21 protein-coding genes and 1 pseudogene are annotated in these 25015 nt (G+C 37.4%); 4 read left to right on the forward strand and 18 right to left on the reverse strand.

Annotation, left to right across the window (positions count from 1 at the left end; genetic code table 11):
* Nucleotides 1–27: 27 nt before the first annotated feature.
* The 16 genes from V7K15_RS16620 to V7K15_RS16695 form a co-directional block, all read right to left on the reverse strand.
* Entirely contained in the window at nt 28–1287 is a 1260-nt protein-coding gene (locus V7K15_RS16620; RefSeq protein ID WP_334906792.1) for a hypothetical protein, read from the reverse strand.
* A 91-nt stretch (nt 1288–1378) separates the two neighbouring features.
* Nucleotides 1379–2515 (reverse strand): glycosyltransferase family 4 protein, encoded by a 1137-nt coding sequence (locus V7K15_RS16625; protein WP_334906795.1) that lies wholly within the window; start codon nt 2513–2515, stop codon nt 1379–1381.
* 22 nt (nt 2516–2537) lie between these two features.
* Complete coding sequence (locus tag V7K15_RS16630; RefSeq protein ID WP_334906867.1) at nt 2538–3566, reverse strand: acyltransferase family protein; 1029 nt, start codon at nt 3564–3566, stop codon at nt 2538–2540.
* Nucleotides 3567–3606: 40 nt separating this feature from the next.
* The gene (locus V7K15_RS16635; RefSeq protein ID WP_334906797.1) at nt 3607–4359 is read right to left on the reverse strand and encodes a hypothetical protein; all 753 of its coding nucleotides are present in this window, start codon (nt 4357–4359) and stop codon (nt 3607–3609) included.
* Nucleotides 4360–4406: 47 nt separating this feature from the next.
* Nucleotides 4407–5114 carry an FkbM family methyltransferase gene (locus V7K15_RS16640; RefSeq protein ID WP_334906799.1) on the reverse strand — a complete coding sequence of 236 codons (708 nt, stop codon included), beginning with the start codon at nt 5112–5114 and terminating at the stop codon, nt 4407–4409.
* Between the two features lie 374 nt (nt 5115–5488).
* On the reverse strand, nt 5489–6367 hold the full coding sequence (locus V7K15_RS16645; RefSeq protein WP_334906801.1) for an FkbM family methyltransferase: 879 nt from the start codon (nt 6365–6367) through the stop codon (nt 5489–5491).
* Between the two features lie 35 nt (nt 6368–6402).
* Nucleotides 6403–7251, reverse strand: coding sequence for an FkbM family methyltransferase (locus V7K15_RS16650; protein ID WP_334906802.1), 849 nt, complete (start codon nt 7249–7251; stop codon nt 6403–6405).
* 213 nt (nt 7252–7464) lie between these two features.
* Nucleotides 7465–8424 carry a glycosyltransferase family 2 protein gene (locus V7K15_RS16655; protein ID WP_334906804.1) on the reverse strand — a complete coding sequence of 320 codons (960 nt, stop codon included), beginning with the start codon at nt 8422–8424 and terminating at the stop codon, nt 7465–7467.
* 3 nt (nt 8425–8427) lie between these two features.
* Entirely contained in the window at nt 8428–9324 is an 897-nt protein-coding gene (locus tag V7K15_RS16660; RefSeq protein ID WP_334906806.1) for a glycosyltransferase family 2 protein, read from the reverse strand.
* Between the two features lie 72 nt (nt 9325–9396).
* The gene (locus tag V7K15_RS16665) at nt 9397–10647 is read right to left on the reverse strand and encodes a glycosyltransferase family 4 protein (protein ID WP_334906808.1); all 1251 of its coding nucleotides are present in this window, start codon (nt 10645–10647) and stop codon (nt 9397–9399) included.
* A complete protein-coding gene (locus V7K15_RS16670; RefSeq protein ID WP_334906810.1) occupies nt 10635–11807 on the reverse strand; it encodes a glycosyltransferase family 4 protein in 1173 nt (390 codons plus the stop codon). Before V7K15_RS16670 ends, V7K15_RS16665 begins: the two co-directional genes overlap by 13 nt.
* A 457-nt stretch (nt 11808–12264) precedes the next feature.
* Nucleotides 12265–14085, reverse strand: a complete 1821-nt coding sequence (locus V7K15_RS16675; protein WP_334906812.1) for an ABC transporter ATP-binding protein — start codon at nt 14083–14085, stop codon at nt 12265–12267.
* A gap of 96 nt (nt 14086–14181) precedes the next feature.
* Nucleotides 14182–14907 (reverse strand): FkbM family methyltransferase, encoded by a 726-nt coding sequence (locus tag V7K15_RS16680; RefSeq protein WP_334906814.1) that lies wholly within the window; start codon nt 14905–14907, stop codon nt 14182–14184.
* Between the two features lie 45 nt (nt 14908–14952).
* Entirely contained in the window at nt 14953–15909 is a 957-nt protein-coding gene (locus tag V7K15_RS16685) for a GDP-mannose 4,6-dehydratase (RefSeq protein WP_334906816.1), read from the reverse strand.
* 76 nt (nt 15910–15985) lie between these two features.
* Nucleotides 15986–16414, reverse strand: coding sequence for a hypothetical protein (locus tag V7K15_RS16690; RefSeq protein WP_334906818.1), 429 nt, complete (start codon nt 16412–16414; stop codon nt 15986–15988).
* A gap of 131 nt (nt 16415–16545) precedes the next feature.
* Nucleotides 16546–17904, reverse strand: coding sequence for a glycosyltransferase family 4 protein (locus V7K15_RS16695; protein ID WP_334906820.1), 1359 nt, complete (start codon nt 17902–17904; stop codon nt 16546–16548).
* Between the two features lie 1042 nt (nt 17905–18946).
* On the opposite strand from V7K15_RS16695, the gene V7K15_RS16700 reads away from it, so the two are divergent.
* The 3 genes from V7K15_RS16700 to V7K15_RS16710 all read left to right on the forward strand — a co-directional run bounded on the left by V7K15_RS16700 (nt 18947) and on the right by V7K15_RS16710 (nt 21593).
* The gene (locus tag V7K15_RS16700; RefSeq protein ID WP_334906822.1) at nt 18947–21121 is read left to right on the forward strand and encodes a GumC family protein; all 2175 of its coding nucleotides are present in this window, start codon (nt 18947–18949) and stop codon (nt 21119–21121) included.
* A gap of 138 nt (nt 21122–21259) precedes the next feature.
* Complete coding sequence (locus tag V7K15_RS16705) at nt 21260–21478, forward strand: hypothetical protein (protein ID WP_334906824.1); 219 nt, start codon at nt 21260–21262, stop codon at nt 21476–21478.
* On the forward strand, nt 21462–21593 hold the full coding sequence (locus V7K15_RS16710) for a hypothetical protein (RefSeq protein WP_334906826.1): 132 nt from the start codon (nt 21462–21464) through the stop codon (nt 21591–21593). Before V7K15_RS16705 ends, V7K15_RS16710 begins: the two co-directional genes overlap by 17 nt.
* Here the strand turns inward: V7K15_RS16710 and V7K15_RS16715 are convergent.
* Both V7K15_RS16715 and V7K15_RS16720 read right to left on the reverse strand, forming a co-directional pair.
* A pseudogene (locus tag V7K15_RS16715) lies at nt 21582–22479 on the reverse strand (SPFH domain-containing protein). The gene V7K15_RS16710 and the pseudogene V7K15_RS16715 overlap by 12 nt on opposite strands.
* 381 nt (nt 22480–22860) lie before the next feature.
* On the reverse strand, nt 22861–23499 hold the full coding sequence (locus V7K15_RS16720; protein ID WP_334906828.1) for a Uma2 family endonuclease: 639 nt from the start codon (nt 23497–23499) through the stop codon (nt 22861–22863).
* 112 nt (nt 23500–23611) lie between these two features.
* Here V7K15_RS16720 and V7K15_RS16725 point away from each other — a divergent pair, with 112 nt between their 5' ends.
* Entirely contained in the window at nt 23612–24937 is a 1326-nt protein-coding gene (locus V7K15_RS16725) for a hypothetical protein (RefSeq protein WP_334906830.1), read from the forward strand.
* The last annotated feature ends 78 nt before the right edge of the window (nt 24938–25015 follow it).

A 25015-nucleotide genomic window follows, 5' to 3' on the forward strand; every position in this document is an offset into this window, starting at 1 on the left:
ATCAAGTATTATTTCCTACTTGTGAGTTTATGGTGAATATTTATACTTGGTTCTACAATAATAAACTGTTAAACTTACAAAAATAAATTGAAATATTGCTTCTTGCAGAAATCTTCCTATGCCGTGTGTTAATCCTAGCATTGCTGGACTAGCTAGACCTATATAAAGTAGGCTACTAAAAATGCTTTTTTGGTAAACAGCAGATATCCAAAGATTTTTAAATAAATATGCAATCAGAGCAAAAGAAAAGCAGCCTAAGTAGCCAAATTCTGTAAATGAATCTCCAATGCCAGTAGTCGTACTACCGTTGGGAATTGTATAACCATATAAATTTTCTAATTTCTCCCTTGTTATTAAATGAAATTGTAGAAACTGTTTAAAGTCATAACCTAGAATTTGTCCAGGGACATATTGAAATACGATACTATCCCACCAACCACTTCCATATCCATATAAACCTGTCTTTTCGGTCGCATCAGCTAATAATGCAGCATTCCTCAATTCCAATATGTCACCTGTTTGCAGTGTTTCAAATGCTCTTTGAGAGGCAAATGATATTTCTTTCCACTTCCCGCTAAAAACTAAATCCCAAAAATGACTCCGTAACGCACCAACTACAGGAATGATAAAAGCTAGAAGCACTACAGCTGTGATAACTGCCAATCTTGGGGGTACATAGCGCAAAACCAGCCAGAATGAAAGACCTACAATAATTATGAATGTCATCGTAGGTTGCCGTCGTCCCTGAAAAATTGGTTGCACTACAGGCCAGCCAGCAATAATTGTCAAAATCAGATTAATAACTTTGGGATGTTTTAATGTCTGTAAAAGAAAAATTCCGAAAGCGATGTTGATAACTTGAGCGAAAAAGACGTATATAGTAGCTGGACCTGTCCACGTACCAACATCACTTCTTTGGATAGTTGTAATAGATAGTAAAAAATTAAACAAGTAGCCCTGAAACATAAGGGCTATTCCTGCTCTAAACAACTTCCTCTGATCGATCATAACGTCTAATTTCTTCAACCATTTTGTATTGGGTTTTATTATATACCCTATCCAACAGGCAGCAGCACAGAGACATGACATCAACAAAACCCTTTCTAGGGCGTCTTGGCTTACCAAACCAGGATGATTAATTAATGCAAATACTTGAGGCAGAAGAAACGAAATAAACATACTGCCCATGAAAAACGGATATTGGTAGATTCGCTCTATGCGAATCACTCCCCAACCTAATAAGCATATACAGATAATAATTAGTAAATATCGATATACTTCAATCATAAAATATGCTATGGCTAGTAGAAAATACGTTAGATAAATTGCTCATGTCTTATACATAATGATTTATGAATAAGTAGATATAAAATCAAGTTTATACATTAATGTTATGTGCGAGACAGTCATGAAACATTTGTAAGTAACTTGGAGCAAGACTTTGCCAGGAAAAATTTTTACGTACAAACTCTCTGCGCTCAATTCTGTTGTCCACTGATTGCGATCGCTCTAATAAATCAGCTAAAGCCTGACTCATAGCACCAGACTTTGACAAGTCGGCAAATATTCCTTGTTCTGCTAAAACATACCTCATTACTGGGTGATCATTCACAATACAGGGAAGACCGTGAATCATAGCCTCTAGATAGACCCTTCCAAATCCTTCTTTGAGGGAACCAAGTACAAATATATCAGCAGCTTGGTAATATTTAGCAACTTGCTCGTAAGGTACTGAGCGAGCAGTAAACCCATCTTTGCCTAACTTTTGAGATGCTAAATCAATAATGGGAGGGCTATTAGCGTCCATGTATCCTAACATGACTAAGTACGGTCGAGGTTCTGGTAAAGCAGCTACTTCATCGACTACATAGTCCATACGCTTATGTGTAGCACTAATCCAACCTACACTGATAGCAATTGGGCGATCGCTAGGTAAGCCTAGCTGTTGTTTAATATTTTGTCGTTCTTCATGATTGAGCAAAGGATCTCCATCTGGTACGTTAATGCCGTAAGGAACAAGAAAATGCTTTGAGGGTGGTTCTCCAGCTTTTAATGCCAGTTCTCTGTAAAATGGTGCTACTTGTTGAACATAGTCAGTTCTAGTAAAAGGTGGATTACAAGGGCCTCCATTAGAAAAGAGCAACTGATAAGGTATACCAATTTGCTTACGCCACCAGTAGAGTTGAAAACCAAGGTTAGAATCGCTGTAGAAGATGATATCTGGCTTCCCCTTTTTAATATGGGAAACAAACGGAATAAAAGAAGATAACTGTTCAACTACATAGCGATTGCGTCGGATAAACTTGCCTAAAAAAGGTGCTAGTTTTCCATTGCGAGGCAAATTCCACAATCGATGTTCATCTAGTTTTTCATCTCCTGCACCCTTGAATAGTTCAATTTGCAGTCCTTCAGTACTATGTAGCCCATTAAAACATTCACGGGCAAAGGTTTCGATACCTCGGTTGATGATACCTACACCTGTGCAGGCAAGATAAACTTTTATTGTTTTGTTCATAGAAATCTAATTTAGATATAATTTATTTGTATTCAAAATATTTTTTGAAATTCAAAAATAACTTTTCATACTTTTCATAACTAATAAATGCAACCAAATAAGTTAAAGAAAGAGAAATTAATAAATTAGCAATGGGATGAATAGAGTCATTTTTCTCTGTAAAACTATAAATTAATGGATGAAAAACGTAGAGTCCATAACTTATTTTCCCCGTAAATACTAAAAACCGATTTTCTACAATTCGAGACATAAAATTCTGATGATTTTGGATTGATAAATAGCCGACAACACAACCATAAAAGACAGCTATAATCGTAAATTTGATAACCTGTACTGAATCCATATGTTGACCACCAGTAAACAGCCAGCTAATCAATAGTAAGACAAAAGAAAAAATTCCAACATTTAAGAAATATTTTCTGTACACAAAAAGCTTATTCCTATATTCAAGATACGCAAGTAATGAACCAATAGCTAAGGCATCAAATCTGCATGGAGTGAAGTAAAACACGCCTATATCAAAATTAACCAGAATGATGCGAATGACTATTGATAATAAAATAATTCCAAGCGATGCCCATATTAAATGCCTTCTTGATAAAAAATATACCAACAATGGCCAAAAAAGATAAAAGTGTTCTTCAACTGCTAGCGACCAAAAATCGCCAGGCCCATTACTCTGTAAAGTCGTAAATGTACCTGGAATATTTTGCATATATAGGTAATACCATATCTGATGACTAAACGGTGGTATATCACCTATTTTCAATAGTGGTAAAATAAAGTACGTTGCTATCAAGAATCCATAATATAAAGGAAAAATTCTTAATGCCCGTCTGATATAAAAATTAGTAAAATATTTTTTTTGACTTTTTGTAGATATTAGAATTCTAGTGATCAAAAAACCAGAAAGTACGAAAAAAAGTTCTACACCTGTTTGACCAAAAACTACAATTTTATTTATCATTGAAATACCTAGAGGCTGCCAGTTGAAATGAAAAAACATCACCATTAATGCAGCAATTCCTCTTAGACCATCTAGTGCAGGAATATGAGTTAATTTTTATATAGTCATGTTCATTTGATTATTTTTATTTTAAAGGTTCCATCCAAAACCACGACATCGGCTCTGGTCGCCATTCACTAACTGCCCAGTCAATGTATGAACTAGGTAAAAGTTGAGTGTAAAAGGTATGGTAAGGAAAATCATTTTTATATCGATCTTTTTGCCATATTCGCTCTATGTGATGAGTAGATTCAAATCTAGAGTAGATTTCTTCAGCCAAACCTCTAGTAATAAAATCGTGTAACTCAACCAAAATAAAGGTATTTTTCAAAGATGGTACTTTATCAGGATCAAGTAGATTTAGCTCATAGCCTTCAACATCACAAATAACTAAATTTTTACTGTTTCCTAAAAGCTCCTGTTTTAAGTCTTCTAGTTCACATTTACCACAAATTTTAATTTGGTCAAAAACAGAGTTTAGTTTTGCCATTTGAGCGATCGCATCCTGTCCCTTGCCTTCCATTTCGTAAACAATAATTTGTGTTGATGGATTTTTCAAAGCCATTCCTACTGCATAGTAACCTTCTCCCCCACCAATATCGATTATCTTTTGAACATCTAACTGGCAAGCCTTTTCTATAAAAGGGTTGAGTTCCCTTTCATAGATGCCAAGTAACTTAGGGATATAAGCACTCCCAATAGATTTTTCAATGTATCGCATACCAGCAAAGGGACCAGCTTGCACTTTATAAGTAGTCTTAGCTTGGGTTAAATGGGTTAAATAACCAATTGGACGCCAGTTCTCTGGAACAATTTTTCTCACAAGATTGGCTAACATAATTCCTATTCGATGAAGAACAAAAAATTAGATGTTTTTCAGCTTAGTTAATTGCTTGGGCGGCAAAGTAACCAGAAGGTATGAATTTGATCGTTGATCCAAGACGCGCTGCGTTGCTCACCTCCCAAACTCCAGAATTTGTAGTCGAGTCCGCGCAGATAGGTTGTGATATCATCTAATCGGTATCCGAGCGGTTCAATCAACTCTGGGTGAATCTCCAAAAAGAACTCTGTTCTTTGGTGTCGCAGAATCTTATCCATGCCCTGTAGGCAAGCTAACTCATGTCCTTCAACGTCAACCTTGATTAGGTCGGGATGAAAGTTCAATTCTTCACATAAACTATCTACGGTGCGAACGGGCACTATCTTCACCTGCTCCGATTCTGCGGCGGTTTGATCGGCGATAACTTCTAAATGATGCCAGTTCAGCTTCATTCTTAAGTCGCCAGGAGCACTACCTGCGGCAATCTGTAAAGGAGTAATATCGCACTCCGGGTTCAACTGAATATTACGCTGGAGTATAGGAAAAGCCAATGGCGACGGATCGAGTGCCAATGCTTTCGTGCCAGGGCGACCGAAAGTAAAAGCCAAGGAATAAACTCCATGGTTCGCGCCAATGTCGATGAAGCGACTCCGGCTGACACGGAGTTTAAGGAAAAAGTCCAGTTCACTAACCATTTCTGGAGAGCGGTAGCAGAACCAACTAAAGGGGTCTTTTGATTGAGGATCAACAGTCCAAATCAAGTCTGGGCGCATGGCGATTTGCTCGGCGCGTAAATCACGGTTAAGAGCCTCGAAATCATCCTTAGCTTTTAGCATAAGCGGATTAGGGGGGTGGCGGTGGGCACGCGCAGACTGCACGATATCAACCAGAGGAGCGGGCAGAATGCGCTTGAGAGTCTTCTTGAGTTGGTTTGCTGATAGCATAGCTTTGATTTACCTTGGTATGTTGAGATGATTGGGCAATTATTAAATTGAAAAAAACAAAGCACATAATCAAAAGTTTTTGGCTTTATGTTTTCTCAAAAGTATTGGTAATTTCGATTGATATTTGTCTTTTAACCACAAAATTTAAACTTTGCTATTTTGGGTTTCGTATTCTGTCGATTGGTTTACTTTCATTTCAAAAGTTAAGTTTGCAATTGTGCAACTAAATTAATTCCATGAAATGGGCGTAGTGGTGCATCTGGTAATACCCTACGAGCATCTACAACTTCCTTGTAATCCAAAGTCTGTCCTAGTGTACCGTTCGGATTAATCTCATACAGATCAAAGTCTAATTCATTGAGCATTTGAACAAAGCTGTATGGATCTTCATCCATATCTTCTATAAACTCCACAATAAATTCTAGAAGTATATTCTGAATTCGTCTCTCCTTTAATAATTGCTTTGCACCTCTAATAACTAAAGGTTCTGCCCCTTCTACATCAATTTTCAGCAAAGTAATCCGGTCTATATTAAGAGCGTTGCAGACAGAATCTAATGTCACAATTTTGACTTTTTGGGTTTGAGAACTGAAGTGTACTTGCCCTTTGTTAATCTTGTTATTAAGAGGCATAGTAGGATCAACCCTGAAATCTACCTCGCCAATACGATCTCCAACAGCAGTCTGGATTAAAGTTGCATTTTTGATACCGTTATATGCGACATTATAGTGCCAAGCAGAACAATAGCGGTGAGTAGGTTCAAATGCCAAGATAGTATCTACACGTCCCGTACTATGAGCAAGAAGTGTCATAGCTCCTACATTAGCTCCAACATCAACAAACACACCTTTACTTGATGTGGATAGCAAAGTGTCTACTAAGTTAAATTCATTTATGTCAGGATGCTGAGTAGCAATAGCATGAAAGTCGTTGAAGCGATCTGCCGGAAATAGCCGTTGTCCTTTTGGTAACTCTATATATGGCAAATGTCCTGTGGTTAATCGAGTAGCTTGCCAGATTAGGTATCTCTTTTGAATACCTGGATTACTAATGAATGTCTGAATATTTTTTTGAATTCCCATAATCTATCTACTTTCGCCAATAAAGGTTTTATACTCTAGTTGCTAGGAAGCAGTAGTACGTTTTCTTCTAGTTTAAATTGCCTCAAATCTTCAAGAGAAAAAGATTTACCTTTTGTTCCATCCTCATTAACTTTAAAACATTTATAGCCCATACCATTAATATAATTTACCAAGTCTTCCAGGCTTAATCCCATATCTATCACAGCTTGAGGAATCACTTCTATAAGTAAAGCACCAATTTTTTTATTGAGCAGCATTGTCTGAGCACCTTGGAGAACTAGCAATTCTGCTCCTTCAACATCAATCTTTACAAAATGGATAAAGTCTACATTCTTTTGATAACAATAAACATCAATTGTTATACAATCAGAGAATACATTACCACTTTGGTAATTTTCTGAAATTTGGATTTTGTTTTGGCATGGACTATCCAATCTATCAGTCAAGTTGATATAACCACAAACATTTGATGCTGCTAATTTATTTTGAATAATATTATTTTCTAAATGATTGTCTTGAATATTAGACTGCAAAATAGAGAATATAGATGGAATTGGTTCAAAGGCATGGATGTCGATGTTGTTACAACTTAGTGCCATCATAATGCTAAAAACTCCTACGTTTGCTCTTATATCAAAAGCACAACCTCCATCAGGTATAAGAGACTGGACAAGTTTTTGTTCACGCTTCAACGTCATATTATTAATACTACTATTAACATAATAAAATTTACTAAAATGACGCAAATTACCTAATAACCCCCCAGAAGGAATCTTAATTTTTGGATCTAATCCAATTAACTTTTGTAATGACCATTTAGAATATAAAGTAGCTATTTCTGGATTTGAGAGAATGGTTTTAGTATTTTTTAAAAAGTTTTTCATGTTTTTTATGGTTCTATAGTAAAAGAGCAAACGCACGTAATTTCTGAAACTCTTGTTATATAAGGATATTAATGAAAAAATAGCCTAAATCATGAAACAACTAAATCCTTGGTATGAAAGCATTATTCTACTTTAGATGCGTTTGCCCTGATAGTACTAAGATAAAAAATATTATTTTTTATCATTATTAGGGGTATTATATAAATATTTAATCTAAGTAAAGTTACTCAATGCTTTTATAAGTAATTGATTGATTTCATCTGAAATGGGTTGTGGTTGAGTATAATCAGAAAACGCGGGACGAGTAAGGTCTAAAATCGGCAGAAGTGAAGCATGAACCAATCGCTGTACAAACCGAATATGCGGTGGTCTTAAGTGATTTGTGAACTGGTAGCGTGGTAAATTTGTCCCTGGTTTCCAGTATTGCAATTCAGGGTCATCATTGCTAACAATAAACTTATGCCAATCAGTTTCTGACCAATGATGCTGCTCTGGTCTTGACCAATTCTTGCGATTATTTGGATCAGCCATCATAATTGATCGCAAACGATAGCGACGGTCTAGCTGAACCGGATCACGATGCGGATAGTGCCGAATTGGTAGTCTTTCCCTCGCTATAAAACCTGCATTAATTGGAAAAGAGCAGGTTTCAGGCCATTTCATAGTGCTGCGATAGCGACATAAGCGAGGTTCGCTATAGTAACTAGGTGTAAAATAGCGCCGACGTTCCGCAATTGGGCGTTGGCGATCATTAATAGTTTCTTCACCTTGTTTCCATGCTGCTAATTCAGTTTCAGTGAACTGAAAATCATAGTATTGATGATAAACAATTGTTTCATTGAGGCGCAGGTAAGTTTTCACAAACTCAGGGGGTGGAATGTGGTGAAATTCATCAGCATCAACTCTTAGAAACCAATCACTATCTCGCATTTGCTCACGAGCAATATGAAACATATAGCCACGCAATTTATTTTCAGAAAAATATACTGGTTCTTTACGAATTGGCTTAACACGCTGGTCATGGGAGGCAACATCTAAAACAATTTCCCATGTATTATCAATGCTACCAGTATCAAACACATAGATAGCATCAGCCCATTTAAGCAGATTTTCTAAACACTGCTTAATAATATCTGCTTCGTCACGTACAGGTAGTAAAGCGTAAAATTCCATAATTTATTGCACATAATGTTCGACGTCTACTAAAGGTACACATTCTCTCCGTTTAAGCATCCTATAAAGTTGGAAGCAGTCTGAATTAACAGGAGAGCGCATAGTATAATCAGTCAAAGCTAATTTAAAGCCTTGCACCAATCCCTTGAGCATATTGATTGGGCGTTTAACCTTAATACCATAAAGTATTCCTTTAACCGATGTACCCAGCAGATAGGATAAAAGATACTGTGATGATGCGTTGCAATAAAGGAAAAGAATATCGTTTTGTCGGCCAAATATATCTGCTTTAACCGAAACTCTATTAGGAGGTTGAAAATGATGAATAGGATCAGATGTTCCTAAGCGGACAAAGAAATTATTTTGTAAGAGGCGAATACATAAATCTCCTTCTTCTCCCATATAAAAGAAAAACTCCCGGTATCCCCCAGCTTTTAAGAAAGCTGATTTCAGTACAGCGTGAGCAGCTGCAACGAAAGCATGAGTCAGATACACCTGAGACTTATCTGGAGCCTGAGTATTTACTTTTTCAGTTTGGAGAATGTTGCAAAAGGGAATAGCAACGGCTCCAATACGACTATGATCAAATTCTGCTAGGGTTTGCTCAACAGTGTAGGGAGATTGAAGAATAGAATCATCATCCAGGGGAAAAATTACTTCAGTGTTAGCTAGTTCTACACCTCGGTTACGGTGATAACAAGGGCCTCTGTTTTCAGAGGAACGATGATATTCAATTTCAGGAAATTCTTTAGACATCATTTCCTGAGTACCATCATTAGAAGCATCATCCATAATTAAAATCTTCACCGTGACACTTTGATTCTGAGCTGCATTGATTGCCTGATGCAAAAACTCACGTCGGTTATGAGTTGTAAACACAATTGTGGCTTTTGGTAGCATACAATTTACTTCATTTTGTAAGGTGGTATCAGAAAGATGCCAGTCCTGATGTTGAAGACCATTATGAATTTTTTAAACAATTTCAAGTAGTCGCTGTTTATACTGAGTGAAGTGACTAAATATGGATTTTTCTAAAGCCATTTTGCTCATTGTTACTAGTAATTCAGGTTGAGTACAAAGTGACTCTAATTTCATAACAATGGCATCTACATCGCGTATTGGTACGATAAATCCATTAATGCCATCTTCTACGATGGAGCCAGTGTTTGGTGTTGCAATCACAGGTAAGCTGCAAGCTAAAGCCTCATAGGTTGCAATAGCAGAACCTTCGCAAATGGAAGGGAGTAAAAACACGTCTGCCCAATCATAATGAGCCATAATTTGAGAGCGGGGAACTTGCCCCACCAATTCCAGGTTCTCGTGCAAAGCTGCTACTGCATCAGGCAAAACTTGAACTGGACCCACCACACGAAATATGGCTTTCCCTTTCAATTGTTTAGCAGCTTCCAGTACGTAAGGTATTCCTTTACGCAATCCTACAGAACCTATAGTTAATACTCGCAACAATCCTTGGTGTGGGGTTTTAGCAGAAAGCTGAAAACTGGCATCAATACCATAGGGAAGAACGACACAGCGCTCTTTTGGTCCTTGGCATTCTTGAATAGTATCACGCACAAAGTCTGAACCGCATAGAATTACATCAGCCAGTGACCACTCTTGTTGTTCTCGTTCAATATACTCTGCTAGATATTCATTTTTCTGTAGGGGTTCTTCCCAACCAGGATGCAAAGCTTGTTCTTCTTGCAGAAGCTGGTATTCTATTTGGTAAGGGGCGATAGTTTGTTCCATCACTGTTTTCAATCCGGTTTGTTTTGCCGCCTGTAGAAGTTCCAGCCCTGCTGTATTGAAAACATACACGCCATTGCCACGTAATGCTTGACGCAGAACAAGCTGCCCAAAAGTTTTTCCAGCCCATAAAAATGTTTTTGTAATCTCAAAGGCAGAACTAGCTTTGCGTAAGCGAGAAATATATTCAAAACCAAAACCAGAAAAAGCTGTAATTAGGTTGGGGTTAATTCCATAGGGAATTCGACCGGTAAGCCTTGCTAAAGACTTACTCTGAAATTTTGGGGGAATCAAACGCAAATATTTAGGAAAACCTTTAACAGCACATATATCAGTATAAAAGTGTTCTAACTGTCCGGCTTCATCTAAAAGACGTGGAATAGCGTAGTGCCCTCTAGCACCTAGTTGAGCTACTGTGAACTTATCTTTATTTTGCCCAACCTTAGATTGATAAATAGATTGTATTACTGATTGCATAAGTAAGAGATCCAAAGCTTTTTTAATACTGAATAAGAATATCGCTCTAGATAAAATTGTTGTAACTGAGCTTGATTAATTTCACTTTTGGCTAGTTTATGTGCCATCTGTTTGACAGCAGAGACGAATACGGGCATTTTGCCAGGAGATTGATTTCCTTCTTCAGATGATTTGTCTTTATTCTCAATATCTGCATAAACTCTTGCCTGATCTGTTCTCCAACGTTCAGGCGCAACTATTAAAACATTCGGATTATCAACTCCATAACCAGGAATTCCACCAACTCCATAGGCTACAAAAGGCACTCCACAAGCCATTGATTCTAACAGAACTAAGGGCGCTCCCTCAGCCCCAACTGTAGGTAGCAAAGTCAGATCATAGCTGCTAAGAAGGTCAACATAAGCTTGCCCCTCAGGATAGCGACCAAAACACTTAACGCGATCGCCTATATTTTGCGAAGCAATATATTCTCGAATCAGTGCTTCTTCGGGTCCACTACCGTGAATATGTAACTCACCTAAAACTTCTTTGAGTAAATCCCATTGTTGCACTAACCAAAAGGCTTGCTTATGGGGTACTAAACGACTAAAAAGGGCAGCTTTAGCTTTACCTAATTCAACCTTTTTAGATACAACCTGAGGGAAAGATGCCGTTAACTCCAGTGGTTCTGGCATGGCGGGTATTGCTGAGACTGGTTTCTTCCAGCCAAAGAATTCCGTAAAAGTTTTAGCAACAGTGGGTGATTGTCCTATAACTTCATCAAAGCACCACCGTACAATCCAGCGAGAATCGTGCCATCCATTAGAAACACCAGACATGACTTCATGAAATATCCTTCTTGTTTTTACTCCAGATAAAAGAGGCTGAACAAAAAGATTCCACCCTGTACCTACTGCTAAATAAGCATCAGGGGAAAATTTGTTAATAATAGCTGTAATTTCTAATAGTCTTCTCCATTTTGAAGAATTGCAGTAGATGACTTGTATATTTGAACTTGTTGGTTTGTATAAATCCTGCGAATCACCAATTGAGCTTTGCTGAGGATTGAAAGAAATAACTAATACCTCTATTCCTTCTTCTCCTAATGCTATAGATAGCCATCTAAGATGATTTTGTATACCGCCTTGTCCTATAAGATTTCCAGCAAGCAAAATCTTCATATTTTATATAATTATGTTAATAATAAATTTTTCATTAATTAAGCTTTTGTTTAGTTTTTTACTTTCATTTCTCCAATCGGTTTTAAAGTTCTTTTTTCAATTAATAGAAAGAAAAACCACGCCACTAATACTGCCAGTGAAGATGCACTTAACGCAGGTATCAAGGTTATAAAATTTTCTAACAAAGGGGCTACAGAGACTTTAATAAATAATAAAATAGGTCGATGTATAGCGTATAGCGAGTAAGAGAAAAGACCCACTTTAGTAAATAAACTTCCTAGTCCACAACCCCAAAATTTATTTCCTTATTGCTTCCATATCTTCCCGAAACCAACCCAAAACATAGGTCGAGCATGGTAGAAAACAAGTGTGAGGGCGGCTAAACCTCTTAAAGCATCAATGGAGTTTAAGCGTGCTTTGTAAGACTGGCTAGTAAATGTCATAGAAACTTTTGATTTCAACTTGATTGAATAATTTGCTCTCTAACAGATACTTGAGATTTATACAAAGACCAATACTCACCCTGAAGTGCTAGTAGTTCTTCATGCGTTCCTTGCTCTGCGACTCTACCCTTATACATAACAACAATCTTGTCTGCTTTCTCAATGGTAGAAAGGCGATGAGCAATTACAATCACGGTGCGATCGCGGCTTACTTCTTCAATCGCTCTCTGAACAATCCGCTCAGAATTTGAATCTAATGCACTAGTTGCTTCATCCAGAATTAAGATATCCGGGTCCCGCAAAATTGCCCTAGCGATCGCTATTCTCTGCCTTTGTCCACCAGATAGCCTTGCACCACGATCTCCCACAATAGTATCAAAAGCTTCTGGCAATTCTTCAATAAACTCATAAGCATAAGCTTTTTTGGCAGCTTCAATAATTTGAAACTCCGTTGCATCTGGACAACCATAGGCAATATTTTGCCGAATTGAAGTATGAAATAAGAATGTTTCCTGACTGACCATTGCAATAGAGTTTCGCCAAGAAGCAATTTGATATTCTCGTAAATCAATTCCATCAATTTTGATACTGCCAGAATCAGGATCATGAAATCTCATCACTAAATCGGCTAGGGTTGATTTGCCACTACCTGATGAACCAATAATGGCGGTTATTGTGCCTTTTTTCACTTGAAAAGTTATACTTTTCAGGGTTGGTTCTGAATTAGCAGCAAAAGTAAAAATAACATTTTCAAAATTTATTCCAGATATCAAACCTCTGTATGGCTTCTGACCATCTGGTAAATGTAGTTCCTCTGTAGATGACAAAAAATCATGAATTACTTCTAAACTACCTGATAATAATGCTAGTTGGGAGCGTAAACCATTAAGATGATTAATTCGCGGTATCATTCGCAATAAGGTATAGATATAGGCTAACAATAAGGGTAAACCCCCACTTCCTGTGGCAGAAACTACGCTTGAACCTACACCGAGAAGCAACAACAGTAGGATAATTCCTGCTGTTTCAGTTAGAGGAACTATTGCTGAATTATATTTCAAAGCTCCTAGCTCTGCCACATAGCGGTTTGTTAGATATTTATCAGCACGTTCTAGCTCACGAAATTCTAAATTAAACGATTTAATTACTCGAATTCCACTTAGCAATTCTGTAATAAATGAAGAAAATTTGTCAATAGATTTAGCCGCTTCGCGTCCATAAATTCTAACAGAACTTAGCACTATTTTTAGCAGCAAAGATATTAATAATAAACTGATTACACTAATTATTGTTAATACAGGTGATAATGCAATTAATACAGTTAAAAGTATAAAAATCATTAGTATTTCTCTAATGATTTCTATCAGTTGAGAAGATAAAATTTCACTACGTTGGGCTTGTTCATTTACGTAACTTAATAAAGTACCTATATTTGATCGATTATAAAATGATACTTCTAGTTTTAAAAAGCGTTCAATGCAAAGTTTACGAAGTAAAAATCCAATTTTGAGTTGTAAATTATTAATATTAATATTTGAAAAATATAAAAATATATTTTTAATAATTGTTAAGCTTAGTAAACTAATGACCAATATTGGCAGATGCCAACTTTTAGGAAAAATGGCATATAGCTCAACTATGTTTTTGACAATTCTTGGTGATTGACCGCTATTAGATAAACCACCCCCCAATTCTTGAAGAATTAGCATTACAAGAGGAGTAGAAATTCCCTCTAAAACAGAGGTAAACAATGCTAATATCAAAGATATAATTGCCAGATATCGCTGAGTAATAGTTAATTTTACAAGTATACTGATAGCTTTATTTTGCAGCATTGCTTGCTAGCGATATTTTATTTGTAAAGTTCAATAATTTTTTTTGTTTGCTCTAGGGAGTTAGATAGCTTGTGCCTAAAGTCTGAAATTTTTTAGCTATAAGCGTTGCAAGACTAGAAGCTTCTGTCCATTAGCCTCTATAGGCTCAGATGCCAAGTTTAGTCCTACTGACTTCAAAGAATCGAAGATTTCATAATGAAGTTCTTCAGGAGCATTATGCAATTCCATAAAAATTAAATTTACCTGCTTGAAGATATCTAGATGGGAACGTACAAAGGCAAACTCACCTCCCTCAATATCTATCTTCATTAGGTCAATCACTCTTTTACCCACTACTTCTTGTAAATCAATGAAAGAAATATTGAAAGGTTTTGTTCCTTGGCTGTACTGCATATTCGTAGCCAAATAATTCTGTGGCTTAATCCAAAGTGTTGCGCTACCATCTTTTTCTCCTAGAAGACCTTGCTTAAGTTCAACTCGGTGGCTTAGACCAGCATTTGATATATTTTTTTGAACAATTGGTAAAAGATATGGATTGGGTTCAATAAGAATATATTTAGTATCTGAAGTACCAAACTTACTCTGAAAACAAATGTCTGCCAAAATACTGAAATGGCCGCAATGTGCACCACAGTCCACTACTAATTTTGGAGAGATATTAACCCATTGAAATACTTGCCAGTAAAATGGATGACAAAAAACATCTTTAAAGCTAGCTACTTCATATTTATTTTTAAGTGTAACTTTGGATTGATTTTGCAAATTAAACTCGCAAGTAATCCAACGAGCTAAACGTCTGTAAAAAAAGGATGGTAAACTCATTTAGCAATACCAGTAATATAAGTTGTTAAATATTGGAAATTTGCTTTAATTAACTCGCCTTGCTTCCACCATCATCCGCACCACATCCTTCATCTTATATTTCGCCTGCCAACCCAACTTGTTATTTGCCTTAGCTGGATTACCCCTACCCACTGCCAAATCTGTAGGTCGCAGTAGGCTATTATCTATAACGACATGTTCACGCCAATCTAAATCCACTGATGCAAATGCTGCTGCTACAAATTCCTCTAACGAACTACTTTCTCCCGTAGCAATTACATAATCATCCGGCTGTTCCTGTTGCAGCATCAAATACATCGCCTCAACATATTCTGGTGCCCAACCCCAGTCACGCTGAATCTGTATATTGCCTAAATAGAGCTTTTCATTACTACCTTGAGCAATGCGACAAGCAGCCGCAACAATCTTTTGAGTCACAAATCTTTCTGGTCGCAAGGGAGATTCATGATTAAATAAAATCCCAGAACAGGCAAACAAACCATAAGCTTCTCGGTAGTTAGCAACTTCCCAAAAAGCAGCAGCTTTAGCCACAGCATAGGGGCTTCTGGGGCGGAATGGCGTTGTTTCATCAGCAGCAGTTTGGCCAGTATCCCCAAAACATTCACTAGAACCAGCATTATAGAGTTTGATTGGCATACCTAAAAAGCGAATAGCTTCTAATAAATTCAGAGTACCAGTAGTGATACTTTCTAAAGTTTCTACTGGTTGTTCAAAAGACAAACCAACTGAACTTTGTCCTGCCAAATTGTAGATTTCATCTGGCTGGATTTTTGTCAGCACTTGCAATACACTCCGAAAGTCATTCAAGGCCATTGACTCTAACTTTATCTGGTCACGGATAGCTAAGTGAAGCAAATTTTTGAAAGAAGAAATCTGGGCATCTCGTGAAGTACCACAGATGGTATAGCCTTGATTAAGAAGTAACTGTGCCAGGTAAGCTCCATCCTGACCCGATATTTCACAAATGAGAGCTTTCTTCATCAGCTTATTTTAGAGAATATTTTAAAACTATTGGGCGAATATAATCCCGGAAATCAGGAAGTCTACAAAATAACACTTAACTCACAAACTGGAAACCTTTAACACCTTGATAACCAACCTGTCTGGCACTCTTACGCGTAAACTCCCCAACAGAAGGATTCCCCAAAGCATCAATCACTCCGCTTACTTGCTGCCATAGTTCTTGTGGTGCTACCGAAATTTCATAACTGCGATCGCTACACTTGTGGATATGATACCAAGTTGTTTGCTGACACTCGTCACACCAAAAAGCTTCTAACCATTCCCCTTCTATAGGCACTGCGGTTTGGTTCGCTACTAACATCAACGCATTCCGCCGACTCATGCCTCGTTGCTGTAATTGACCTGCTTGGTCTGCAAACATTTTATATTTCTGACTGACGCTATCGATATAGCAGCGATGAATGGGGCAATAAATAGCCCGTCGCTGGGAACGTTTCCGATTTCGGTCACACCTTTTCTGCAATTTCACCTCCTGTATAGACAACAACTATGAGCAAGGAAGGCTATGTTGGAGGGACTGAGATCAATAAGACCATCGAAGTCCAACTCCTAAAAAAATACTCCAAAAATATTCAATTAATTCCAATATACTTACTAGACATCGCTTTGAGATATGGTTATTATCTCATCAGACAATAGTGCCTGCCGCAAAATATCTAAGTATTGTTGAGAGATAACTTTCGGTGTAAAGTGCGACGATCGCAAATACTGGCGACCTGCTTTGCCCATCTGCTCTCCTATTTGTGGATCTCGATTCAGAAAGCGAATAAATTGCGCTAGACCTTGACTATCCCCATTGTCAAATGTCCCACCACATTTGGCTTCAGCCATCAGTTCCCTGAGATATGAAATCTGTGAGCAAATTACTGCTATTGGTCGCCCAGAGGCTAAAGCTGAATAAAATTTGCTGGGAACAATTAAACCCTCTGTAGTTGCATCCACACTCACTAGTGATAGATCGCAAGCTGTTAAAGAATAGGGTAACACTTGTTGATCTTGATAAGGTAAAAACGTAAAATTGTTCAGCCCTAACCGATTTACTTCCGTGATTAATTCTTCGCGTTTGGCACCACCACCAATGCAGACAAACTGAATTGGCTCATCTTGTAGTTGCTTTGCAGCTTCTAACATGGTGTCGATGTCATGGCAGCGACCCATATTGCCAGAATAAAGTACGGTAAATTTGTTAACTAAATTATACTTCCAAGCAAACCAGTTTTCTTGTTTGGCAATCGGCACGATCGCTTCTGGGTTAGCCCAACTATGAATTATAGAAATCTTATCAGCTACTTCCGGACAATGCGCTACTAACTGTTGTTTCATCACCGGACTAAGTACTATAATCCCCTTAGCCTTTAACCAAACCTGTTTGTTGATCCCACGCCACAAGCGTACTAGCCAGTGACGCTTGGAAACTACGCCTAATGCGATCGCAATGTCAGGGTATAGATCGTAGAGTACACACACATAGGGCAATCGGAACAATAAATAACCCAGATATCCGATAACTGGCAAAAATGGGGGAGCTGTAGTTATTAGTAATATATTGTTGCGACGCCAAGCTCTGAGTAGATAGAGCATAGCACGTAAAGTATATAGTACCCCATTAACAGCTTTACCACGAATTCTTCCCGGCCAAATTTGGGCAGTGCGCGATCGCTGAATTCTGATTTGGTCGGCCCATTCAACTGCTGGTGCCGTATGAGAGCTAAATGCATATCCTGGCTGACTTGTAAAGACTTCAATATCCACGCCTTGTTTCCTTAACTGTTTCACTAGTTCTTCGATCAACTGCCCTGTAGCAGCATAATCGGGGGGAAAAAATTGGGTCAGCACAGATAATTTAATTGATTTTTGAGTTTTTACAGAAGCTTTATTCCTTGCATCTAACTCAGGAGAAATCGATGGCAATAATTGTTGATTAATCCATTCATTAAGTTCATTAAGTCTCATCAGCTATGCTCCTAGTCTAGAGTAGAAAAATGCTTGTTTATTCCTTCAATGTTTGAAAGATTCAAGCTATATATTAAAGTCTGCCTGAGGGGAACGAGTTAAAGCAAAAAACCTAATCTCTCTTTAGGACTGAGATGCTTTACCAACAAAGAATAAAGGCGTCATTCATCACAACAAAGCCCTGAATTTTGTCCGACTGGCGGATACCGCAAGCGTCTGAATAAAGGGGTTTAAGACCGCCACTAAATCTGTATATTTAGTGGTCAACAATAAAGTGGTGGGCTTGAATCCCCCACTGATAACGCAGCGGTAATCAGTCCGCGAACGTCTTCATTCTGACTCCTGACTTCTAAATTCTTCTTAGGACACTACGCACCCTGTGGCAAGGCTTTTATACGAAAAACTACTTAAACTAGAACCATAATGATACACAACTCACTGTTGAAACATCCTTAAATAGATTTAAAGATATATCATCGAGTTTGATTTTTTACGTGTAATATCTGTTACGCCCCACCTTATCATGTTTCAATTTGGTAGACCAAAACCTCATCAAAACTTTATATTTAAAAAGATATCCTAGCCTAATTTTTATAAAAATAACATTTTTTAGACTTATGTACTGTCTAAACTTGATAGTATTTTTGTACTGTTTACAACGAAAACAGGGCGTTTCAGGCTTTTCTCAATCATCCTTTGATCAGTCGCTCAGGCAGAGTCCAAGCCTGTTATCGCTGAAAAAACGTCAAAAAATCAAGTTTGAATCGATAAAACTCGTATTGGATATTTGGTATTTTTTGTCAATGTTGAAATTCTATTGTTATACTTTGAGCAAGCAGATACCGAGCAGATACACATAGTCATATTTAAGACTTATATACTAAGTAGTACACTCAATAACAAATACCGAGCTTTGATCAAAGAGAATATCAAACACATATTGTATTCAGTATATATTATTACTTATATTCCAACTAGCTAACCGAAACTTTCAAAAGCTTTTCTACTGCTTCTGTTCAGTGCATTACCAACTATTAAACACATGATAGAGAATTATCCTTCTCAAAATTCAAGTTCTAATGGCAGTCATAACTCTGTGGCTTCATTTCCTCAAAATCAACCTGTTCGCTGGGCTGAAGAACAAGAAGAGGACTGGAGCTTTCAAGAATTTCTAAGTATTTTACGGCGACGATCGCTACTCATGACAAGTGTAACGATTGCTGTGATGACACTTGTAGTGATTAACTTGGTGATAAAACAGAAGTCTCCAGAATATGAAGGCAGTTTTCAACTATTAGTAGAACCTGTAAATGATGACCCCAAAGTTGTGGATGTTGTCAAAGACTTGAACTCACAGAAGTCTAGTCTAGATTATGAAAGCCAAATTCAGGTTCTTAAGAGTCCTGAACTGATGAAAAGCACTCTTAAACAGTTGCAAGTCTACTATCCAGAAATCGACTATTATTCTCTTCTAAAATCTCTGAAGATTAATCGGTTAGGAGAAACCAAGATTATAGAAGTTCGTTATCAAAGTAGCAATCTAAAGCAGATTCAAGTTGTATTAGAGCGAATAGCACAGAATTACTTAGACTATAGTCAAGTAAGGAGGCAAACCAAGTTACGTCAGGGGCTTCAGTTTGTTGAAAAACAACTGCCATTTATCCAAAATCGCGTCGATCAGATCCAAAAAGAATTACAACTTTTTCGGCAAAAGTACAATTTTAATGACCCAGAAACCCAAGTAACGCAAATTGCTTTACAAACGGCTGAATTCTCTCGACAAAAACAAGCAATTGATTTACAGTTAGCCCAAGTTCGTGCTAATTTTGCTATCCTACAAGGAAGAAATGGAGCAACGACAATATTGAATTATGCTTCTTTATATCAACAATTAATTATTCAAATACGCCAACTTGATGTTCAGATTGCTACAGAATCAACTCGTTTGCAAGAAGACAATCCCAGCATGCAAACATTGAAAGAGAAACGAGCTAGTCTTTTACCTTTGTTACGTCAAGAGTCAGAGCGCTTATTGAGTGTAAAGTTTGCCGAAGTAGCGACACAGTTTCAGACCTTAGAAGTACAAAGCCAAGAACTTGCCAAAATAGAACGGAACTTTGCACAACGACGCAACCAACTGCCAGTTTTAGCACGACAGTACACTGAATTACAGCGCAAATTACAAATTGCTACTGAAAGTTTAAATCGGTTTCTATCAACCCACGAAAATCTCCAAATTGAAATATCCCAAGCGGATATTGGCTGGCAATTACTTCAAAGACCAACTACCCCAGATATTCCCATTGATGCTTTTTCTACCCAACGCAATTTTATACTGGGATTGGTTGCAAGCATCCTCGCAGCAATTGGTGTTGTCTTACTTGTAGAAAAGCTAGATAATACCTACCATACTGTTGATGAACTGAAAAAGAAGCTCAAACAACCATTGTTAGGAAATATTCCTTTTGAAAAGCAAATTGACACTAAGAAAAACCGCACTTTTAATCAAAAAAGTCCCTTAGCAAATATCCAAAACTCTTCTTCTCAGACAATTGCTGGGTTGGCTGTTTTACCAGATAAAGAGTATGGTGACTCTTCTACCCACTTTTCAGAAGCGCTACGGGTACTTTATACCAATATTCAACTACTCAGTTCCGATCGCCCGATGCGCTCTATAGTTATTAGTTCAGCTATGAGTGGTGATGGGAAGTCTACGGTTGCCTTGCATCTAGCTCAAATAGCTACAGCAATGGGGCAACGAGTTCTACTGGTAGATGCTGATCTTCGTAAACCCACAATTCACACCCTATCAGATTTAAATAATCTATGGGGATTAAGTAATTTAATTTCTACAAACTTGCCAGTGGGAGAAGTAATCCGACATCTACCTTCGATGAACCAATTATCTGTAATCACCTCTGGACCAATACCACCCGATCCGACAAAGTTGCTCTCATCTCAAAAAATGAAGCAACTAATGGCGGATTTACATAACAGTTTTGACCTAGTGATTTATGATGTCCCCCCTTTTGTAGGATTAGCCGACGCTAGCCTGATAGTACCCCACACTGATGGGCTTTTGATAGTAGTCAGGATTCAAAAAACAAATTCCTCAATGCTAAAAGCAGCTTTAGATAACCTGAAAATTTCTCGGTTGAATATATTAGGCATAGTTGGTAATGCTCAAAAAAATACCACCAATAGTTATTATTATTAGGAAATCAATAGTCGCGTCAGCACTACCACTAGCTAACTATAACCAAAGTGCCATCTTTATTACCATAGGGGTGAAAAATTAAATATTTCGCCAGGGCAGTTGTCTTTGTGGTGAATATTCAAAGCACGGAGTTACAGTATGAACGATACTCAACAACTACTTGCAATTCAACAAGAGCTTGAGCAAATTGGTGAGAGGTTAGGAGCGATTTTTACAATAGATCATCCTCAATTTAATGATGTCTTTGAAGACCTTGGCGCTGCTGGATACTATATCCAAGAAGCTGGTTATCGTCTGAATGCTGCGATAAAAACAGTAGAAGCTGATGGAGAAACTGAAGATGAATCAACCAATTAGTCAGTTGCGATCGCCAGGACACTTGTTAAGCGAAAATTTGGTTTTTATAGTAAAAATTTTACCTTATCTAGAAAACATCTTAGCGATCGGTGACAAGAAAACTTTAGGGCTTTGAGGTTCCTGTTTCTGGCTGGATCAGAATCGGCACTCCGCCTTTTTCAGAACCAATAATTACAAGCTTAGAATTATTAGATTGAGCTAGCTTTTCTGTGGCTACAATCGCTCGTAATTGTAGCAGTTGGTTGGTAAGTCCACCAGAGATAATTTTTTGGGAATCAGCTATGCCTCGCGCTTCGATACGCTTTCGTTCTGCCTCTTGACGCTCTTTCTCTAAAACAAATTTCATCTGCTGATTTTCTTGCTCTGTCTTGAGTTTGTTTTGAATTGCAGCTTGTAGAGTATCAGGCATTTTAATGTTTCGTAAAAGAGCTTCCTCAACGATGAAACCCAAAGCGGGTATCTCCTGGGTGAGTTGTTGGTCAATTTTTTGGGCGATTTCTTGGCGTTTGGTAGAGTAAATAGCACTGGCTGGGTAGTTTGCCGTGATGGCGCGGACAGTAGAGCGGAATCTGGAAATCACCAGTTGTGTTTCATCAGTTCCAATTGTTTTATATACTGTAGCTGCCTTCTGTGGATCGAGCTTGTACTGAAGACTGACATCAAGATTTAGGCTCAAACCTTCTTGGGATGTTGCATCTACATTTTCCTTAACATCCTTAAGGCGAGTGGAAAAATTCAGTACCTTGCTAAAGGGGTTAAGCAAGTGAACACCAGAATTAAGAGGAGTTTCGGAAACCTCACCAAATAAGTTGACGACGCCGACATTGCCGGGTGGGACAATCACCAAAAGCCTAGAAATAGAATTCAGTACTGCAATACTGCCAATCAATATCATAATATGTGCGTATTGCTAAACGTGACCTTTCACCAGATATCCTACCTGTATTGAGATAAACGATAATTGCAATCAGGCTAGTTAGAAGAGAGACTATAAAGCCCATGAGTTTTTCTGTGTGGTTAAGACGAATATACTTAATCACATAATTCCCAAATGCTTTTATGAAACTAACACTATTTCACACAATTTATAGAAGATGGTTAAGCAGGCTCAAACAACTGTAAATGCTTCCAAAGACAAGCTAAACTGTGAGCGCATGAAGCTAGTGGTTCATGTCATTAGTTCTAAGTGATTAGCGGTGGTCAGATCCCCGACTTCTTCAATAAGTCGGGGATCTTGCAGCCCATCAAAAATAATGGGACAGACCACTAGAAACCTACAGAGCTGACATATAAAATATATCAGAGGTGAGCGATCGCCACTAAAAAATAATCTATACATCATGTATAATTTAAATTGTGTTGAGCAAAATTCGCAAGTAGATTTATATTGAACCAAGCCATTGACGAAATGCTCTCAGCGTTGGACTTCTACCTAAAGTTCGGCTCTGTTCGACAAACCGGGGAATTACTTCAATAATGGCCAAGTTGGGAAAAGTAGTGCTAATTTCAGATTTAATATATTTGCCATTCCGAAGAATATTAATTTCTAGCTTGCCATCTTCATATCGCCACAGTTCAGGAACTCCTAATGGTTCGTAAGCATCTAGTTGAGTTTTGGAAGTAACATCAACTTTAATTGCTAAATCAGGCGGCGGATCAATTCTCAAGTCTATTCGCTCTTTACCAATCATTTGAGCATGATTTTGAATGTAAAAAGAATCATCAGGCTCTACACCAAAAGCCATATCTTCACGTTTAAAGATGGTTGAGCCAAATGTTTCACAGTCAATTTCTAACTCCTCCAGCAGAATTTTCACCAAATCCCCAATGATGACTTTGGCTTTCTCATGCTTCGGTAATGGCATTCTCATCTCCAAGGTTCCGTGGCTGTAAGCCAATCGAGCGGCTCGATGGTCGCCAAGTTCTTCTAAAATCGCCTCAAATTCTTGCCAGCTAACATCGTGGAGTATTACTCTATGTCCTGGCGGAACACTTAATTGTCGTAATTGAAGTGTTACCATTATTTACCATTAAAATTTCATGTTTAAGCTTGCAAAAGCCAATATTAAGCTATTGTAGCTTCCTATTTCTTAGACTATAATAAATATTGTCAAAACTATATAGAAAAATTATATGTCATTTGAAAAATTTAACGATAGCTCCTTTAAAAAACTATTACAAAATCTTGGAAGTTTAAATAGCTCTTACACATCTATTTTTTCAAAAATATCTGAGCAAACTAGCGGGATAGAAGAGAGCTTTACTGGCAAAGCAATACTATTCTCCCACTCTAAGTTGTTAGAAAACCTATCTGGTAAATCAAGGCTATTCTCCCACTCTTCTGAGTTATTAGAAAATCTTTCTGGTAAATCAAGGCTATTCTCCCACTCTTCTGAGTTATTAGAAAATTTATCTGGTAAATCAAGACTTAGGCCAGTAGAGGAATATGAATTTGCACAAGACAAATTGTATACAAATTTAAATAAACAAATTTCTACTTGGCAAAAACTGGTTCAGCCCAGTCTGGAAATTTTTAAGACGTCTCGTGAATTAAAGGAAATCGCACTTGCGTCAAGGGTATGGGATAAGAGTTTCACAGAAGTTACACGTCAAATTCAAGAACTCAATCTATTTAGTAAAAATCCAGCTTTAGTACAAAATTTATTAAAACCTTCAAGGGTTTATACAGATTTTGTAGAAAAGACCTATCAACGTCTTGAGCAAAGTACAAGTGAAAAAGTTTATCGGGCTTTAGAGACTTCTTTACATTTAGCAGAAGATCAATTACTAACTACTACTGAAACTTTAATTAATATTATTACAGTACCAGCAGATGATGAATTAGCTTTCTGTGAGATAGATTTATTACTACCGATTGTTCAACAAGATGAATTAATAACAATTGTAGAATCATGTGAAGAAGAGGACGAAGGATCTCTAATACTACTTTCTCCTGCTGCTCAGGCATGTGCAGAGGTAAAACGAATTTGGGACTTAATTCTTCAATGTAATGAGGTAATGCAGACTAAAGAACAGAAAGAAATGTTCAAACCCACAACTAAACTTTTAGATGCTTGTACAAATTTACCTTGGATAATACCTCAAGATAAACGTAGTTTTGGAGACTTTATAGATTATTTCTACTTTACTTTTTATGAGGCAGCAGGAAAAGATAACTTACGCTTTTTAACTAAACACGGTGGTGTACTAGATGAAAAGGTAGATTGTGATTTTATTTGGTGTATCAAGCATTTAAGAAACAAGTGGCTACGTCATGATGCAGATCATGGAAAAGAAACAGATATTAAAAAGTCTTGGAAAGATTTGTCAGATAAATTCAAATGGCTTGGTCTAAATCATATACCTATTAAAGAAGAACACTTTCGTAAACTACATCGCTCTTTATTAAAAGAAGCAGAGTCTTTTCTAGAAAAAATTTTAGAAAAATTGATCCCATAGAACCCCGCCTTTATATGAACCTATCCCACTATTGTAAAAATCCCTACTTCTTTTCGTAAAATGTGCTTGAAAACCTTA

Origin of the sequence: Nostoc sp. (genome assembly GCF_036919815.1) — a bacterium.
GTDB lineage: Bacteria > Cyanobacteriota > Cyanobacteriia > Cyanobacteriales > Nostocaceae > Nostoc.

What these genes read in the sequence shown, in the direction of transcription:
- V7K15_RS16650 (WP_334906802.1), bottom strand. Translation starts at nt 7,251, where the DNA reads ATGAAAAACTTTTTAAAAAATACTAAAACCATTCTCTCAAATCCAGAA.
- V7K15_RS16625 (WP_334906795.1), bottom strand. Translation starts at nt 2,515, where the DNA reads ATGAACAAAACAATAAAAGTTTATCTTGCCTGCACAGGTGTAGGTATC.
- V7K15_RS16640 (WP_334906799.1), bottom strand. Translation starts at nt 5,114, where the DNA reads ATGCGCCCAGACTTGATTTGGACTGTTGATCCTCAATCAAAAGACCCC.
- V7K15_RS16620 (WP_334906792.1), bottom strand. Translation starts at nt 1,287, where the DNA reads ATGATTGAAGTATATCGATATTTACTAATTATTATCTGTATATGCTTA.
- V7K15_RS16710 (WP_334906826.1), top strand. Translation starts at nt 21,462, where the DNA reads ATGAATCAACCAATTAGTCAGTTGCGATCGCCAGGACACTTGTTAAGC.
- V7K15_RS16645 (WP_334906801.1), bottom strand. Translation starts at nt 6,367, where the DNA reads ATGGGAATTCAAAAAAATATTCAGACATTCATTAGTAATCCAGGTATT.
- V7K15_RS16660 (WP_334906806.1), bottom strand. Translation starts at nt 9,324, where the DNA reads ATGCTACCAAAAGCCACAATTGTGTTTACAACTCATAACCGACGTGAG.
- V7K15_RS16665 (WP_334906808.1), bottom strand. Translation starts at nt 10,647, where the DNA reads ATGCAATCAGTAATACAATCTATTTATCAATCTAAGGTTGGGCAAAAT.
- V7K15_RS16700 (WP_334906822.1), top strand. Translation starts at nt 18,947, where the DNA reads ATGATAGAGAATTATCCTTCTCAAAATTCAAGTTCTAATGGCAGTCAT.
- V7K15_RS16675 (WP_334906812.1), bottom strand. Translation starts at nt 14,085, where the DNA reads ATGCTGCAAAATAAAGCTATCAGTATACTTGTAAAATTAACTATTACT.
- V7K15_RS16655 (WP_334906804.1), bottom strand. Translation starts at nt 8,424, where the DNA reads ATGGAATTTTACGCTTTACTACCTGTACGTGACGAAGCAGATATTATT.
- V7K15_RS16670 (WP_334906810.1), bottom strand. Translation starts at nt 11,807, where the DNA reads ATGAAGATTTTGCTTGCTGGAAATCTTATAGGACAAGGCGGTATACAA.
- V7K15_RS16725 (WP_334906830.1), top strand. Translation starts at nt 23,612, where the DNA reads ATGTCATTTGAAAAATTTAACGATAGCTCCTTTAAAAAACTATTACAA.
- V7K15_RS16680 (WP_334906814.1), bottom strand. Translation starts at nt 14,907, where the DNA reads ATGAGTTTACCATCCTTTTTTTACAGACGTTTAGCTCGTTGGATTACT.
- V7K15_RS16720 (WP_334906828.1), bottom strand. Translation starts at nt 23,499, where the DNA reads ATGGTAACACTTCAATTACGACAATTAAGTGTTCCGCCAGGACATAGA.
- V7K15_RS16695 (WP_334906820.1), bottom strand. Translation starts at nt 17,904, where the DNA reads ATGAGACTTAATGAACTTAATGAATGGATTAATCAACAATTATTGCCA.
- V7K15_RS16685 (WP_334906816.1), bottom strand. Translation starts at nt 15,909, where the DNA reads ATGAAGAAAGCTCTCATTTGTGAAATATCGGGTCAGGATGGAGCTTAC.
- V7K15_RS16635 (WP_334906797.1), bottom strand. Translation starts at nt 4,359, where the DNA reads ATGTTAGCCAATCTTGTGAGAAAAATTGTTCCAGAGAACTGGCGTCCA.
- V7K15_RS16705 (WP_334906824.1), top strand. Translation starts at nt 21,260, where the DNA reads ATGAACGATACTCAACAACTACTTGCAATTCAACAAGAGCTTGAGCAA.